This window comes from Streptomyces sp. NPDC058653, from assembly GCF_042716895.1.
In the GTDB taxonomy this organism is placed as follows: domain Bacteria; phylum Actinomycetota; class Actinomycetes; order Streptomycetales; family Streptomycetaceae; genus Streptomyces.
On the sequence record NZ_JBHXRM010000028.1, the window covers coordinates 96614 to 111345 of the forward strand.

The following is a 14732-nucleotide window of genomic DNA, read 5'->3' on the forward strand; positions in this document are numbered from 1 at the left end:
CCCGCTCCCCCCTTCGCTCGAATCCTCCCGCGCACCGCTGCGCCCGTAGCCACGTGTGCGGGTCAGAGCCGTCTCCGTAGTCCCGAAGGACGTATGCCGCCATGGCCGCCACCCCTGAGAACCCCGCTGCCGCCACGCCCCGCCGCAAGGTGAGCCGTCACCGTGGCGAGGGCCAGTGGGCCGTGGGGCATTTCACCCCCCTCAACGCCAACGAGCAGACCAAGAAGGACGACGACGGTCTCAATGTGCGGACACGCATTGAGACGATCTACTCGAAGGCCGGATTCGACTCGATCGACCCGGCCGACCTGCGCGGACGGATGCGCTGGTGGGGGCTGTACACCCAGCGCAAGCCCGGGATCGACGGCGGCAAGACCGCGATCCTGGAGCCGGAGGAGCTGGACGACCGGTACTTCATGCTGCGGGTGCGGATCGACGGCGGCCGGCTCACCACCGAGCAGCTGCGTGTCATCGGCCAGATCTCGCACGAGTTCGGCCGGGACACCGCCGACATCACCGACCGGCAGAACATCCAGCTGCACTGGATCCGGATCGAGGACGTGCCGGAGATCTGGCGGCGTCTGGAGGACGTCGGCCTGTCGACCACCGAGGCCTGCGGCGACACCCCCCGGGTGATCCTCGGCTCCCCCGTCGCGGGAGTGGCCGCGAACGAGATCATCGACGGCACCCCGGCCATCGACGAGATCAACGCCCGGTTCATCGGGACCAAGGAGTTCTCGAACCTCCCGCGTAAATTCAAGACGGCCGTCTCAGGATCGCCGCTCCTCGATGTCGCGCACGAGATCAACGACATCGCCTTCGTCGGTGTCGAGCACCCCGAGCACGGCCCCGGCTTCGACCTCTGGGTCGGCGGCGGGCTGTCGACCAACCCGAAGATCGGTCAGCGGCTCGGCGCCTGGGTCCCGCTGGACGAGGTCGCCGACGTATGGGCCGGCGTCATCGGGATCTTCCGGGACTACGGCTACCGCCGGCTGCGTACCCGCGCCCGGCTGAAGTTCCTCCTCGCCGACTGGGGCACCGAGAAGTTCCGCCGGATCCTCCAGGACGAGTATCTGAAGCGGGCGCTCGTCGACGGACCCGCACCCGAGCGGCCCGTCGAGGAGTGGCGCGACCACGTCGGTGTGCACCGCCAGAAGGACGGCCGCCACTACGTCGGCTTCGCGCCGCGCGTCGGCCGCGTCGACGGCCCCACCCTGAAGAAGATCGCCGACCTCGCCGAGGAGCACGGCTCGGGCCGGGTGCGCACCACCGTCGAGCAGAAGATGATCGTCCTCGATGTCGCCGGGGACCGGGTCGACTCGCTCGTCGCGGGCCTCGAAGCGCTGGACCTGCGCGTCAAGCCGTCGCCCTTCCGGCGCGGCACGATGGCCTGCACCGGCATCGAGTTCTGCAAGCTGGCGATCGTCGAGACCAAGGCGCGCGGTGCCTCCCTGATCGACGAACTGGAGGCCCGTATCCCCGACTTCGACCAGCCGATCACCATCAACGTCAACGGCTGCCCCAACGCCTGCGCCCGCATCCAGGTCGCGGACATCGGTCTCAAGGGCCAGCTGATGCTGGACGGCGAGGGCAACCAGGTCGAGGGCTACCAGGTGCACCTGGGCGGCGCGCTCGGACTCGACCCCTCGTTCGGCCGTAAGGTCCGCGGGCTGAAGGTCACCGCCGCCGAACTCCCGGACTATGTCGAGCGGGTCCTGACGCGCTTCCAGAAGGAGCGCGAGAGCGGCGAGCGCTTCGCCACCTGGGCGGCCCGCGCCTCCGAGGAGGCGCTGTCGTGAGCGAACGCGCCGCCCCCTTCTACTGCCCCTACTGCGGCGACGAGGACCTGCGCCCCAACGAACAGGGCCACGGCGCCTGGGAATGCGGCGCCTGCAACCGGGCTTTCCAACTGAGGTTCCTCGGGCTGCTGACCCGCGGGCTGACGACGGACGACGGAGGGGAACGGATATGAGCACTCTCACCGCGACCGGCGACCGCAGGGCCGCCGATCTCCAGGCGCTCGCCGAACGCGCGGGCCGCGAACTCGAGGACAGCTCCGCCCTGGAGATCCTGACCTGGGCCACCACCACCTTCGGCGCCCGCTTCTGCGTCACCTCCTCCATGGAGGACGCGGTGGTCGCCCATCTCGCCTCGCGCGCCCTGCCCGGCGTCGACGTGGTCTTCCTCGACACCGGCTACCACTTCCCCGAGACGATCGGCACCCGCGACGCCGTCGCCGCCGTCATGGACGTCAACGTCATCACGCTCACCCCGCGCGCGACGGTGGCCGAACAGGACGCCGAGCACGGCCCGAAGCTGCACGACCGAAACCCCGACCTGTGCTGCGCCCTGCGCAAGGTCAGGCCCCTCGAAGAGGGCCTGACCGCCTACGACGCCTGGGCGACGGGACTGCGCCGCGACGAGTCGCCGACCCGTGCGAACACCCCCGTCGTCGGCTGGGACGCCCGGCGCGGCAAGGTCAAGGTCTCCCCCATCGCCCGCTGGACGCAGGAGGACGTTCAGGCGTACGTCGCCGAGCACGGCGTCCTGACCAACCCGCTGCTCCAGGACGGTTACGCCTCCGTGGGCTGCGCGCCCTGCACCCGCCGCGTGCTGGAGGGCGAGGACGCCCGCGCCGGCCGCTGGGCGGGCAACTCCAAGACCGAATGCGGGCTCCACTGATGGGCCGCGCCGACCGGGGCGCCACGATCTGGCTGACCGGTCTGCCCAGCGCCGGCAAGACCACCATCGCCGTGGAACTGGCGGGCCGGCTGCGCGCCGACGGCCACCGCGTGGAGGTCCTGGACGGCGACGAGATCCGCGAGTTCCTCTCCGCCGGCCTCGGGTTCGGCCGCGAGGACCGGCACACCAACGTGCAGCGCGTCGGTTTCGTCGCCGAACTCCTCGCGTCCAACGGCGTCAAGGCGCTGGTGCCGGTGATCGCGCCGTACGCCGACAGCCGCGAGGCGGTCCGCAAGCGCCACCGGAGCGAGGGGACCGCGTATCTGGAGGTGCATGTCGCGACCCCGGTCGAGGTGTGCTCGGTCAGGGACGTCAAGGGCCTGTACGCGAAGCAGGCGGCGGGCGAGATCAGCGGTCTCACCGGCGTCGACGACCCCTACGAGGAGCCCGAGGAGCCCGATCTGCGGATCGAGTCGCACACGCAGTCCGTGCAGGAGTCCGCGGCGGCGCTCCACGCGCTGCTCACCGAGAGGGGTCTGGCCTGATGGCGACCAGCGTCGTGTCCGTCACCGACGGGACCGAGGGCGGCGAGGGCGAGGGCACCGGCGGCAGTGAGGCGCCGTACGCCCTGAGCCATCTGGACGCCCTGGAGTCGGAGGGTGTGCACATCTTCCGTGAGGTGGCGGGCGAGTTCGAGCGGCCGGTGATCCTCTTCTCCGGCGGCAAGGACTCCATCGTGATGCTGCATCTGGCGCTGAAGGCGTTCGCGCCGGCGCCGGTGCCCTTCACACTGCTGCACGTCGACACCGGTCACAACTTCCCCGAGGTGCTGGCCTACCGCGACCGTACGGTGGCCGAGCACGGGCTGCGTCTGCATGTGGCCTCCGTGCAGGAGTACATCGACGCGGGCACGCTGCGCGAGCGCCCCGACGGCACCCGCAACCCGCTCCAGACCCTTCCGCTGACGGAGAGGATCCAGGCCGAGCGGTTCGACGCGGTCTTCGGCGGTGGCCGCCGCGACGAGGAGAAGGCGCGCGCCAAGGAGCGGGTCTTCTCGCTGCGCGACGAGTTCTCGCAGTGGGACCCGCGCCGCCAGCGCCCCGAACTGTGGCAGCTCTACAACGGGCGGCACGCGCCCGGCGAGCACGTCCGGGTCTTCCCGCTCTCCAACTGGACCGAGCTGGACGTGTGGCAGTACATCGCCCGCGAGGGCATCGAACTGCCCGAGATCTACTTCGCGCACGAGCGTGAGGTCTTCAACCGCCACGGCATGTGGCTGACCGCGGGCGACTGGGGCGGCCCTAAGGACGGCGAGCCCACCGAGACCCGTCTGGTGCGCTACCGCACCGTGGGCGACATGTCCTGCACGGGCGCCGTCGACTCCGAGGCCACGACGCTGGACGCCGTCATCACGGAGATCACCGCGTCGCGCCTCACGGAGCGGGGCGCCTCGCGCGCCGACGACAAGATGTCCGAGGCCGCCATGGAAGACCGCAAGCGCGAGGGGTACTTCTAACCATGACGACCACCGGGCAGAGCACCACCGACCAGTTGGCCGAGCAGTTGTCGGCCACCACCCTGCTGCGCTTCGCCACCGCCGGATCCGTGGACGACGGCAAGTCCACGCTGGTGGGGCGGCTCCTGCACGACTCGAAGTCCGTGCTCACCGACCAGTTGGAGGCCGTCGAGCGCGCCTCGCTGGGCCGCGGGCAGGACACGCCCGACCTCGCGCTGCTGACCGACGGGCTGCGCGCCGAGCGCGAGCAGGGCATCACCATCGATGTGGCCTACCGCTACTTCGCCACGCCCCGGCGCCGGTTCATCCTCGCCGACACCCCCGGGCATGTGCAGTACACCCGGAACATGGTCACCGGCGCCTCCACCGCCGAGCTGGCCGTCGTACTGGTCGACGCGCGTAACGGGGTCGTCGAGCAGACCCGCCGGCACGCGGCCGTCGCCGCCCTGCTCCGGGTCCCGCACGTGGTGCTGGCCGTCAACAAGATGGACCTCGTGGAGTACGCGGAGCCCGTCTTCGCGGCGATCGCCGAGGAGTTCACCGGGTACGCCGCCACGCTCGGCGTCCCCGAGATCACCGCGATCCCGATCTCCGCGCTCGCCGGGGACAACGTGGTGGAGCCGTCGGCGAACATGGACTGGTACGGCGGGCCCACCGTCCTGGAGCACCTGGAGACCGTCGCCGTCAGCCACGACCTGTCCGGCTGCCCGGCCCGCTTCCCCGTCCAGTACGTGATCCGGCCGCAGAGCGCCGAACACCCCGACTACCGCGGCTACGCGGGCCAGATCGCCTCGGGTGTGCTGCGCGTCGGCGAGGCGGTCACCGTGCTGCCCTCGGGCCGTACGAGCACGATCGAGGGCATCGACGCGCTCGGCGAGAGCGTCGGCATCGCGTGGGCGCCGCAGTCGGTGACGATCCGGCTCTCCGACGACGTGGACGTCTCGCGCGGCGATCTGATCGCGCCCAGCCTCGACGTCCCCGCGACCACGCGGGACGTCGAGGCGACCGTCTGCCATGTCGCCGACCGGCCGCTCACCGTCGGCCAGCGGGTGCTGCTGAAGCACACGACCCGCACGGTGAAGGCGATCGTGAAGGACATCCCGTCCCGGCTCACCCTGGACGACCTGTCCCAGCACCCCGCTCCGGGGCGGCTCGTCGCCAACGACATCGGCCGGGTCGTGATCCGTACGGCGGAGCCGCTGGCGCTCGACGCGTACAGCGACTCGCGCCGTACCGGCTCCTTCCTGCTGATCGACCCGGCCGACGGCACCACGCTGACGGCCGGTATGGCGGGCGAGTCGTTCGCCGCCGAACCGCCGCCCGCCCCGGCGGCGGACCCCGCGGCCGACGACCAGGGCTGGGACTTCTGATGGCGGCCGGCGCGCTCGACGTGTTCGCGACCTTCGCGAAGGAGGGCGGCCGTGTCGGCAGCGGCGCCCTCGGCGCGGGGACGGGCGGGGTGGCGCGATGTGCGGGCTGACGTACGCGCACCGCACGCGCGCCCAGCGAATCTCCGGCACCCCGGTGCCGTGCCCGCCGTACCCGCTCCGCCGAAGACCCGCCAACCGCCCGGCCGCACCGCCTCGTCACCGAGGGGAGTGAGCACGGGCCGACGAGAGGAAAGCCTCCCGTGCCAGCCACCCGTACCACCGCCCCACGCCGCCGACGCGCCCTCGCCGCCGTCGCCGTCCTGCCCCTGCTCACCGTGGTGCTCGGTGCCTGCGGCTACGGCTCCGAGAACGACGACACGGACGAGAAGGCCGCCCCCGCCGCCAAGGGCGAGAAGGTCGACGGCCTCGCCGAGGTGAAGATCGGCTACTTCGCCAACATCACGCACGCCACCGCGCTGGTCGGCCTCCAGGAAGGCCTGATCCAGAAGGAGTTGGGCGGCACCAGGATCAAGCCGCAGGTCTTCAACGCGGGCCCCTCGGAGATCGAGGCGCTCAACGCGGGCGCCATCGACATCGGCTGGATCGGCCCCTCCCCCTCGATCAACGGCTACACGAAGTCCAAGGGCCAGAATCTGCGGATCATCTCGGGCTCCGCCTCCGGCGGTGTCTCGCTCGTCGTGAACCCCAAGAAGATCAAGTCCCTGGACGACCTCAAGGGCAAGCGCATCGCGACCCCCCAGCTCGGCAACACCCAGGACGTGGCCCTGCTCAACTATCTGTCGGACAAGGGCCTGAAGGTCGACACCACCACCGGCAAGGGCGACGTCACCGTCATCCGCCAGGACAACAAGCAGATACCCGCCTCCTTCGAGTCCGGTTCGCTGGACGGCGCGTGGGTGCCCGAGCCGACCGCGTCGAAGCTGGTCGCGGGCGGCGGTTCGGTGCTGCTGGACGAGAAGAAGCTCTGGAAGGACGGCAAGTTCGTCATCACGAACGTGATCGTCTCCCAGAAGTTCCTCAAGGAGCACCCGGACGTCGTCGAGGCGGTGCTGCGCGGCTCGGTGAGGACCAACGCCTGGATCAACGAGAACCCCGACGAGGCCAAGGCCGCGGCCAACGCCAAGCTCAAGTCGGACTCGGGCGCGGCGCTGCCGCCCGAGGTGATCGACCCCGCGTGGAAGAACGTCGACATCACCGACGACCCGCTCGCCTCGACGCTCGGCATCTCGTCCGAGCACGCGGTGAAGGCGGGGCTGCTCGAAGACCCGCTGCTCGACGGCATCTACGACCTGGCGCCCCTCAACAAGGTACTGAAGGCCGAGGGCAGGCCCGCGATCGACGACGCCGGTCTCGGCGTCAAGTAGCCCGGGGCGCTCACCCGATCCGCCCGTCACCGGACCGCCCCCCCAGGACCCAGGAGGTGTGACTCATGACCACCACACTCGTCAAGCAGGCCACAACGGCCGGCACAGAGCCGTACGCCACCCGTCTCGACCATGTCTCCAAGACGTTCGGCCGGGCCGGCGGCCGGCAGCTCGTGCTGGACGACGTCAGCCTCGACGTGGCTCCGGGTGAGTTCGTGACCCTGCTGGGGGCGTCCGGCTGCGGGAAGTCGACCCTGCTCAATCTGGTCGCCGGGCTGGATCTGCCGTCGGAGGGGGCGATCGACGTCCCCGGCGGCCGGCCGGCCCTGATGTTCCAGGAGCACGCGCTGTTCCCGTGGCTCACCGCGGGCAAGAACATCGAACTCGCCCTGAAGATGCGGGGCATGCCCAAGGCCGACCGGCACGGCGAGGCGGAGCGGCTGCTGGAGCTCGTACGGCTGAAGGGCGCGTACGGCAAGCGGGTGCACGAGCTCTCCGGCGGTATGCGGCAGCGGGTGGCACTGGCCCGCGCGCTGGCGCAGGACAGCCAACTGCTGCTGATGGACGAGCCGTTCGCCGCGCTCGACGCCATCACCCGCGATGTGCTGCACGAGGAGCTGACCCGGATCTGGGCCGAGACGAACGTGTCGGTCCTCTTCGTCACGCACAACGTCCGCGAGGCCGTCCGGCTCGCGGAGCGCGTGGTGCTGATGTCGTCACGGCCCGGGAGGATCGCGCGGGAGTGGCGCATCGACATCCCGCAGCCGCGCCGGATCGAGGACTCCGCGGTGGCCGACCTGTCCGTGGAGATCACCGAAGAGCTGCGTGGGGAGATTCGCCGACATGGCCAGCACTGACGCGGACGCGTCGTCGGACACCAAGGTGTCCAAGCACGATCTGGCGGGTCTGGAGGCCGGCCTGGACGCGCTGGAGACCCGGACCACCGAGCGGGTGTCGCTCGGCAGCATCGTGGTCTCCAAGATCGTTCCGCCGCTGGTGGCGGTCGTCCTGGTGATCACGGTCTGGCAGTTCGCCGCCTCGTCCGGCATCAAGCCCGACTACGTCCTGCCGGGACCGCTCGACGTCTGGCGCTCCATCGAGCGGATGTGGCTGGAGGGCACACTCATCGGCTACATCTGGACGAGTGTGTCCCGGGGCGCGCTGGGCTTCGTCGTCTCCGTCGCCATCGGTACGCCGCTCGGGCTGCTGGTCGCCCGGGTGAAGGTCGTACGGGCGGCGATCGGGCCCATCCTGTCCGGGCTCCAGTCGCTGCCGTCGGTGGCCTGGGTGCCCGCGGCGATCATCTGGTTCGGTCTGACGGACGCCACCATCTACGCGGTGGTGCTGCTGGGCGCCGTGCCGTCCATCGCCAACGGTCTGGTCGCCGGTGTCGACCAGATCCCGCCGCTCTATCTGCGGGCCGGCCGGACCATCGGCGCCACCGGTGTCAACGGCATCCGGCACGTCCTGCTGCCCGCCGCGCTGCCCGGCTATCTGGCAGGCTTGAAGCAGGGCTGGGCGTTCTCCTGGCGTTCGCTGATGGCCGCCGAGCTGATCGCCAGCTCGCCGGACCTCGGGACCGGACTCGGCCAGCTCATGGAGAACTTCCGCACCTACAGCGACATGTCCGGTGTACTGGCGACGATCATCCTCATCCTGATCGTCGGCATCGGCATCGACCTGCTGTTCTTCTCGCCCCTGGAGCGTCGCGTCCTGCGCAGCCGCGGTCTCCTGGTCAGGAGCTGATCCCCTTGGCACACTCCGCCGACCGCCCGGTTCTCGTGGTCGTCGCGCACGGCAGCCGCGACCCGAGGCACGCCGCGACCGTGCACGCGCTCCTTCGCCGGGTGCGGGCGCTGCGTCCGGGGCTGCGGGTGGAGGCGGGCTTCCTGGACTTCAACGCCCCCTCGGTGCCCCGTCTGCTGGAGCGGCTGGACGCGGAGGGGGTACGGGACGTGGTGGCGCTGCCGCTGCTGCTGACCCGCGCCTTCCACGCCAAGTCCGACATCCCGGCGGTGCTGCACGAGTCCCGGACGCGGCTGCCCCGGCTCGCCGTACGGCAGGCGGACGTCCTCGGCCCGTCGGCACTGCTGACCGAGGCGCTGGAGCGGCGGCTGTACGAGGCCGGGCTCACCCCCGGCGACAAGGGCTCCACCGGGGTCGTACTGGCCTCGGCGGGCTCCAGCGACCCGGAGGCGATCGCGGTGATCGCACAGGTCGCGCGGGAGTGGCGGCGCACCGGTTGGTGCGCCGTGCGGCCCGCGTTCGCCTCCGCCTCATTGCCCCGCACGGAGGACGCGGTGCGCGAGCTGCGGGCGGAGGGGGCGCGGCGGGTGGCCGTGGCCCCGTACGTGATCGCGCCGGGCCGTCTGCCGGACCGTATCGCGCGGGGGGCGCGCGAGTCGGGGGCGGACGTGCTGGCGGGTGTGCTGGGGCCCGCGCCGGAGTTGGCGCGGCTGCTGGTACGGCGCTACGAGGCGGCGAGGGCCCCCGGGAAGGTCGCCGTACTGACCGCCTGAGCAGCGGAGAGGCCTGAGACGGGAGAGGTCCGGAGCAGTCCGGAGGGACTCCTTCCGGCAGGGGTCTCAGATGGTCCAGAGCGGGTCGCGACCGCTCGCCCCGAGTGCGCGCTCGAAGGTGCCGGCCGTCCCGGCGACCGGGACGGGGGCGGCGAAGCCGTCGTACTGCCGATACATCTCGGCGTACTCCTCGACGACTCCGAGGACGAATGCCGCGGTCCCCTCGGAGAGCCGGAACTCCTGCCCGGTGGCGCGCGCCAACTCCCAGCCGTGCAGGGCCATCTCAAGGGTCATCAGGGCGGCGACGGAGGCCGCCGGGGAGGCTCCGGCGCCCTCGCCGATCTCGCCCTCCCAGACGGCGGGAGTCTCCCAGGCGGCGACGGCGCCCTCCAGCGCGACCCCGTACCGCTCTGACCAGTCCGCGTCCGCCGTGAAGTCGCACGCCGTGAAAGTCTCGGGCATCTCGGCGCGCCGGGCGCGGTGCTCCAGTCCGTGCGAGGTGTGGAGCACCAGATGGTTGACCAGGGCCCGGACGTCCCACCCGGCGCTCGGCGTGGGCGCCGTGAGCCGGTCGGCGGGTACGGCGCCGGCGATCCGGGCGGCCTCGGCGGCGCACTCCCGCATCGCCGGGTGGACGGTGCTGATGGCGTTCTTCGTGTCGCTGTTCATACGGCTCACGGTAGGAATCCCGTCGGGCACCGTCTTGAAGAAAGGCGACACGCACGGCACGGCGGGCAGGCGCCCTCTCCGCCCCCTCTCCGCCCCGCCCCCTCCCGCGCCCTCTCGGACGCCCGCCTCGATGATCCTCGGCGTGCTACGGGAAAGGACCGACCGGGCCGGAGAGGCGCGTCTACGATGCGGGCATGGCTGTCATGTCGCGCCTTTCGCCGCGCCGCTGTTGTTGTCGCTGACGCCTGTCTCCCTCTCTCCCCGTTTCCCGGACCTCCGCGGTCCTCCCCTCCTTCGAGGAGTCCTGTGATGACCCCTGCCCGTCGTTCCCTGCTGAAGCTGCTCGCGTCCGCCCCGCTCGCCCCGGTGGCCGCGCAGCTCGCCACCGCCACACCCGCGACGGCCGTCGGGCCGAGCGCCGGGCCGACCGTGCCCGGCATCGTCAAGCCGCTCCCGCCCGAGCTGTTCACCGTGCGGGGCACCAACGCCGAGGCCAACTTCGCCGCCCTGCGCGACACCGGCCTCCACACACCCGTGGAGCGCTTCTTCGTCCGCAACCACACGTCGACCCCGGTCCTCGACAAGAACACCTGGAGCCTGACGGTCCGGGGCAGCGGCCTGCGCGGCGGCCCCGTCCGGTTCACCTACGACCAGCTGCGCCGGCTCCCCTCCGTCACCCGCGACGTGGCCGTCGAGTGCGCGGGCAACGGCCGCAGCTACTACACCTCCCAGCAGGGCGACGCCGCCACCGGCACGGCCTGGACGCTCGGCGCCATCGGCGTCGCCCGCTGGCGCGGCGTAAGGCTCTCGGACGTGCTGCGGCTCGCCGGGATCGGCACGCACGCGGTCGACGTGATGCCCAGCGGGCTCGACGCCGACTACGTCACCGAGGGCGTGAACCTGGGCCGGGTGCGCCGGCCGCTGCCGGTTTCGAAGGCTCTGGACGATGTGATCCTGGCGTACGAGATGAACGGCGAGCCGCTGCCGTACGACCACGGGTATCCGGTCCGGGTCGTCGTGCCGTCCTGGGTGGGGATCGCCTCCATCAAGTGGGTCGGCGACATCGAGGTGAGCGCCGAGCCGCTGAACTCGCCCTGGAACACGGACTTCTACCGGCTCTTCGGCCCGTCGTACCCGCCCGGCGGCAGCGCCCCGCTCACCCGGCAGACCATCAAGTCCGGCATCGAGCTCGCCCCGGACACCGTGCTCGCCGCCGGCCGCACCCATCTGCTGACCGGCCGCGCCTGGTCGGCCCACGCCCCGGTGCGTCACGTCGAGCTCAGCACCGACGGCGGGACACGCTGGCAGCGGGCCCGGCTCCGGGACACCCCGCTGCGCAACAACTGGGTCCGCTGGTCGGCCCCTTGGCGCCCGCACACCGCGGGACGGACGCACCTCCTGGCACGCGCCACGGACATGGCGGGGAACACCCAGCCCGAGCGCTCGGTGCCCAACACACAGGGCTACCTCTTCGACGCCATGGTCAGGGTCCCGGTCACCGTCGGCTGAGGCGGCGCGCCGCCATCGGTCTCCCGGGGGCCCTGGCCCCTTCTGTGTCGGGCGTATAGCGGGCGTACGAAGCCATTGTTGCCGTATCGCACATCCGATCCGGTTCCCTTGCCCGTGGCTTCGTACGGCCGCTAGCTTCGCGGACATGTCCATGTCCCAGCGGTTCAAGAGACGACGCGCCGTCGATCTGATGCGCGTCGCCACCGCCCTCTGTAGCTGACCTCTCCGCCCCATCCAGCGTCGGCCCCAGCAATTCAGAGAACCGGGAACACACATGTCCAGAGCACTCCGTGCTGCCCTGCTCGCCTCCGTCCTGATCGGCTCGGCCGTGCTCACAGGCTGCGCCGACAACTCCGCCACCACCACCGCCTCCTCGAAGGACCTCTCCGACGTCGAGATTCCGACGACGGTGGATCCGGACACCGAGCTCACGATCGGAAGTCCGGAGATCGAGGTGGCACTCAAGCTCTCCGGCCAGATCGACAAGCTCCCCTTCAAGGTCACGTGGGCGAACCTCAGCGGCGGTCCGCAGTGCTCCGAGGCGTTCCGGGCCAACTCCCTGGACGTCTGCGCGGCGGCCGAGATCCCGTCCATCCACGCCCACTGGACCGGGCTCGACACCAAGCTGGTGGCCGCGGCCTTCCGTACGGACCCAATCAAGAACCCGATATACGAGCTCGGCATCGCACCCGGCGCGGACATCGACAGCCTCGCCGACCTTCGCGGCAAGAAGATCGCGTACAGCCCCGGGCAGGCCCAGGGAGCGCTCGTGCTGCGCATCCTGGCGAAGGCGGGGCTCACCAAGGACGACGTGCGGCTGGTCGAGCTGCCGAGCACCGGGGACGTCTACCCGACCGCGCTCGGCGGCGGGCAGGTCGACGCGGCGCCGCTGGGCGGGGTCAACATCAAGCGGTATCCGGCGAAGTACGGCAAGGACGGCGGCAAGACGATCCCGCACGGGCTGCGGGACGACCCCAGCCATCTCTGGGTGCCGACCGCGTCGGTGAGTGACCCTCAGAAGGCCGCCGCCATCAGGGAGTTCGTCAAATACTGGGCCAGGGCCGAGGTCTGGATCGACACACATCCGAAGGAGTGGATCGAGGGCTACTACGTGAAGGACCAGGGGCTCTCGCGCGAGGACGGCGAGTATCTGGTCAGGACCGGCGGCCACCCCGCCATCCCGGGCGACTGGACCCGGGCCGTCGCCGACCAGCAGAAGACGATCGACCTGCTGGCCAAGGAGACCGGCAAGGAGTCGTTCGACGCGGGGATCCTCTTCGACCGGCGCTACGAGAAGGTCGGGGCCGGGGCGATCGCGGGCACCGCGGCCGACACCGGGGCCGGGACGGGAGGCGGATCATGAGCACCGAGGCAGCCGAGGAAGTCACCCTGGCCAAGGCCGAGCCGGCCGCCGCGGGCAGCGCCCCGGCCGGCGCCTCTCCGCCCGTCCGCGACACCCGCACCACCAAGCGGCTCGGGCCCCGCCGCAGGCTGGGCCTGGGACGCCCCGTCCCGTACGGCTGGGCGCTGGGCCCCTTGCTGCTCCTCGCCGTATGGGCGGCGGGCTCCGCCACCGGCCTCATCGACGCCCGCAACCTCTCCGCGCCCTGGACCGTCGTGACGACGGCCGGCGATCTCATCGAGAACGGCAGGCTCCAGTCCAACCTCGCCACCTCGGCCCAACGCGCCGCGCTGGGCCTGCTGTTCGGTGTCGCCGCCGGTCTGCTCCTGGCCCTGGTCTCGGGCCTCAGCAGGATCGCCGAGGGCGTGATCGACGGCCCGGTGCAGATCAAACGGGCCATCCCGTCGCTGGCCCTGATCCCGCTGCTGATCCTCTGGTTCGGCATCGGCGAGTCGATGAAGGTCATCACGATCGCGCTGGGCGTCTTCGTGCCCGTCTACATCCATACGCACAACGGGCTGCGCACCATTGACACCCGCTATGTGGAGCTGGCCGAGACGGTGGGGCTGAGCCGTACGGCGTTCCTGAGGCATGTCGTCCTGCCCGGCGCGCTGCCCGGTTTCCTGCTGGGGATGCGGTTCGCCGTGACCGGTGCCTGGCTGGCGCTGGTGGTGGTCGAGCAGGTCAACGCGACCAGCGGGATCGGTTACATGATGGAGCTGGCCAGGACGTACGGGCAGACCGACATCATCATCGTCGGTCTGGTCGTGTACGGGCTTCTCGGGCTCTTGTCGGACGCGCTCGTACGGCTCGTGGAACGGAGGACGCTGTCATGGCGACGCACACTGGCGGGCTGACCACCGGCCGTCCGGCCGCGACGGTACGGATCCGGAGCCTGATCCGCTCCTTCGGCGAGCGCAACGTCCTCGACGGTCTCGATCTCGACCTGGGCGCCGGGGAGTTCGTGGCCCTGCTCGGCCGCAGCGGCTCCGGCAAGAGCACGCTCCTGCGCGCGCTCGCCGGTCTCGACCACGATGTCGCGGGCAGTGGGGAGGTCAGCTCCCCCGACCCGGTCGCCGTCGTGTTCCAGGACGCCCGGCTGCTGCCCTGGAAGCGGGTGCTCGACAACGTGGTCCTCGGTCTCGACGGACCGGACGCGGGGGAACGCGGCCGGGCCGCGCTCGCCGAGGTCGGGCTGGCGGGACGGGAGAAGGCCTGGCCCGTGGAGCTGTCGGGCGGTGAGCAGCAGCGTGTGTCGCTGGCCCGTTCGCTCGTACGCGAACCGGGACTGCTCCTCGCGGACGAGCCGTTCGGCGCGCTGGACGCGCTGACCCGGATCCGGATGCACGTACTGCTGCGACGGCTCTACGCCAGACACCGTCCGTCGGTCCTGCTGGTGACGCACGACGTGGACGAGGCGATCGTGCTCGCGGACCGCGTGGTCGTTCTCGCCGAGGGACGTGTCGGCGCCGACATCCCGGTGGAGCTGCCCGCGCCCCGCGCCCACGGCAGCGCCGCGTACGCCGCGCTGCGTGAGCGGCTGCTCGGGGAGCTGGGGGTGGACCCCGCGGCGCGGGAGGAGAGCGCCGTGTGACGGGCCCGGACAGGCGGGTGGCCCTGGCCCGGTTCGCGCGCACCGGCACCCCCCAGGGGCGCGCCACACCCGGTCGGAGCGTACCG

Annotated in this window: 15 protein-coding genes; 14 read left to right on the forward strand and 1 reads right to left on the reverse strand. The window is 71.3% G+C overall.

Translation table 11 applies throughout. From position 1 onward, the window contains the following. The first annotated feature begins 101 nt into the window (after positions 1-101). The 10 genes from ACFWU9_RS23425 to ACFWU9_RS23470 all read left to right on the forward strand — a co-directional run bounded on the left by ACFWU9_RS23425 (position 102) and on the right by ACFWU9_RS23470 (position 9472). Entirely contained in the window at positions 102-1799 is a 1698-nt protein-coding gene (locus ACFWU9_RS23425) for a nitrite/sulfite reductase (RefSeq protein ID WP_384321425.1), read from the forward strand. Continuing rightward, complete coding sequence (locus tag ACFWU9_RS23430) at positions 1796-1972, forward strand: hypothetical protein (RefSeq protein WP_384321427.1); 177 nt, start codon at positions 1796-1798, stop codon at positions 1970-1972. The genes ACFWU9_RS23425 and ACFWU9_RS23430 overlap by 4 nt, the downstream gene beginning before the upstream one ends. Beyond that, entirely contained in the window at positions 1969-2682 is a 714-nt protein-coding gene (locus ACFWU9_RS23435) for a phosphoadenylyl-sulfate reductase (protein WP_384321429.1), read from the forward strand. Before ACFWU9_RS23430 ends, ACFWU9_RS23435 begins: the two co-directional genes overlap by 4 nt. After that, positions 2667-3227, forward strand: a complete 561-nt coding sequence (cysC, locus tag ACFWU9_RS23440; protein WP_384321432.1) for an adenylyl-sulfate kinase — start codon at positions 2667-2669, stop codon at positions 3225-3227. The genes ACFWU9_RS23435 and cysC overlap by 16 nt, the downstream gene beginning before the upstream one ends. Beyond that, positions 3227-4198, forward strand: a complete 972-nt coding sequence (cysD, locus tag ACFWU9_RS23445; protein ID WP_384321434.1) for a sulfate adenylyltransferase subunit CysD — start codon at positions 3227-3229, stop codon at positions 4196-4198. Before cysC ends, cysD begins: the two co-directional genes overlap by 1 nt. A gap of 2 nt (positions 4199-4200) precedes the next feature. After that, positions 4201-5568, forward strand: coding sequence for a sulfate adenylyltransferase subunit 1 (locus ACFWU9_RS23450; RefSeq protein WP_384321437.1), 1368 nt, complete (start codon positions 4201-4203; stop codon positions 5566-5568). Positions 5569-5828: 260 nt separating this feature from the next. Further along, positions 5829-6953, forward strand: a complete 1125-nt coding sequence (locus tag ACFWU9_RS23455; protein ID WP_384321439.1) for an ABC transporter substrate-binding protein — start codon at positions 5829-5831, stop codon at positions 6951-6953. 65 nt (positions 6954-7018) lie between these two features. Next, a complete protein-coding gene (locus tag ACFWU9_RS23460; protein ID WP_384321441.1) occupies positions 7019-7810 on the forward strand; it encodes an ABC transporter ATP-binding protein in 792 nt (263 codons plus the stop codon). Next, entirely contained in the window at positions 7797-8699 is a 903-nt protein-coding gene (locus ACFWU9_RS23465; RefSeq protein ID WP_384321443.1) for an ABC transporter permease, read from the forward strand. The genes ACFWU9_RS23460 and ACFWU9_RS23465 overlap by 14 nt, the downstream gene beginning before the upstream one ends. Positions 8700-8704: 5 nt before the next feature. Beyond that, positions 8705-9472, forward strand: coding sequence for a sirohydrochlorin chelatase (locus ACFWU9_RS23470; protein WP_384321445.1), 768 nt, complete (start codon positions 8705-8707; stop codon positions 9470-9472). A 66-nt stretch (positions 9473-9538) separates the two neighbouring features. Here the strand turns inward: ACFWU9_RS23470 and ACFWU9_RS23475 are convergent, their stop codons facing one another. Continuing rightward, complete coding sequence (locus ACFWU9_RS23475; RefSeq protein ID WP_384321447.1) at positions 9539-10141, reverse strand: TIGR03086 family metal-binding protein; 603 nt, start codon at positions 10139-10141, stop codon at positions 9539-9541. A gap of 309 nt (positions 10142-10450) precedes the next feature. Here ACFWU9_RS23475 and ACFWU9_RS23480 point away from each other — a divergent pair, with 309 nt between their 5' ends. From ACFWU9_RS23480 to ACFWU9_RS23495, 4 genes are all read left to right on the forward strand, one after another. Next, entirely contained in the window at positions 10451-11650 is a 1200-nt protein-coding gene (locus tag ACFWU9_RS23480) for a sulfite oxidase (protein WP_384321449.1), read from the forward strand. A gap of 274 nt (positions 11651-11924) precedes the next feature. Further along, on the forward strand, positions 11925-13013 hold the full coding sequence (locus tag ACFWU9_RS23485; protein WP_384321451.1) for an ABC transporter substrate-binding protein: 1089 nt from the start codon (positions 11925-11927) through the stop codon (positions 13011-13013). Next, complete coding sequence (locus ACFWU9_RS23490; RefSeq protein ID WP_384321453.1) at positions 13010-13909, forward strand: ABC transporter permease; 900 nt, start codon at positions 13010-13012, stop codon at positions 13907-13909. Before ACFWU9_RS23485 ends, ACFWU9_RS23490 begins: the two co-directional genes overlap by 4 nt. Then, the gene (locus ACFWU9_RS23495; protein WP_384321455.1) at positions 13885-14646 is read left to right on the forward strand and encodes an ABC transporter ATP-binding protein; all 762 of its coding nucleotides are present in this window, start codon (positions 13885-13887) and stop codon (positions 14644-14646) included. The genes ACFWU9_RS23490 and ACFWU9_RS23495 overlap by 25 nt, the downstream gene beginning before the upstream one ends. The last annotated feature ends 86 nt before the right edge of the window (positions 14647-14732 follow it).

What these genes read in the sequence shown, in the direction of transcription:
- ACFWU9_RS23435 (WP_384321429.1), top strand. Translation starts at nt 1,969, where the DNA reads ATGAGCACTCTCACCGCGACCGGCGACCGCAGGGCCGCCGATCTCCAG.
- cysD (WP_384321434.1), top strand. Translation starts at nt 3,227, where the DNA reads ATGGCGACCAGCGTCGTGTCCGTCACCGACGGGACCGAGGGCGGCGAG.
- ACFWU9_RS23425 (WP_384321425.1), top strand. Translation starts at nt 102, where the DNA reads ATGGCCGCCACCCCTGAGAACCCCGCTGCCGCCACGCCCCGCCGCAAG.
- ACFWU9_RS23485 (WP_384321451.1), top strand. Translation starts at nt 11,925, where the DNA reads ATGTCCAGAGCACTCCGTGCTGCCCTGCTCGCCTCCGTCCTGATCGGC.
- ACFWU9_RS23495 (WP_384321455.1), top strand. Translation starts at nt 13,885, where the DNA reads ATGGCGACGCACACTGGCGGGCTGACCACCGGCCGTCCGGCCGCGACG.
- ACFWU9_RS23450 (WP_384321437.1), top strand. Translation starts at nt 4,201, where the DNA reads ATGACGACCACCGGGCAGAGCACCACCGACCAGTTGGCCGAGCAGTTG.
- ACFWU9_RS23465 (WP_384321443.1), top strand. Translation starts at nt 7,797, where the DNA reads ATGGCCAGCACTGACGCGGACGCGTCGTCGGACACCAAGGTGTCCAAG.
- cysC (WP_384321432.1), top strand. Translation starts at nt 2,667, where the DNA reads ATGCGGGCTCCACTGATGGGCCGCGCCGACCGGGGCGCCACGATCTGG.
- ACFWU9_RS23475 (WP_384321447.1), bottom strand. Translation starts at nt 10,141, where the DNA reads ATGAACAGCGACACGAAGAACGCCATCAGCACCGTCCACCCGGCGATG.
- ACFWU9_RS23460 (WP_384321441.1), top strand. Translation starts at nt 7,019, where the DNA reads ATGACCACCACACTCGTCAAGCAGGCCACAACGGCCGGCACAGAGCCG.
- ACFWU9_RS23480 (WP_384321449.1), top strand. Translation starts at nt 10,451, where the DNA reads ATGACCCCTGCCCGTCGTTCCCTGCTGAAGCTGCTCGCGTCCGCCCCG.
- ACFWU9_RS23490 (WP_384321453.1), top strand. Translation starts at nt 13,010, where the DNA reads ATGAGCACCGAGGCAGCCGAGGAAGTCACCCTGGCCAAGGCCGAGCCG.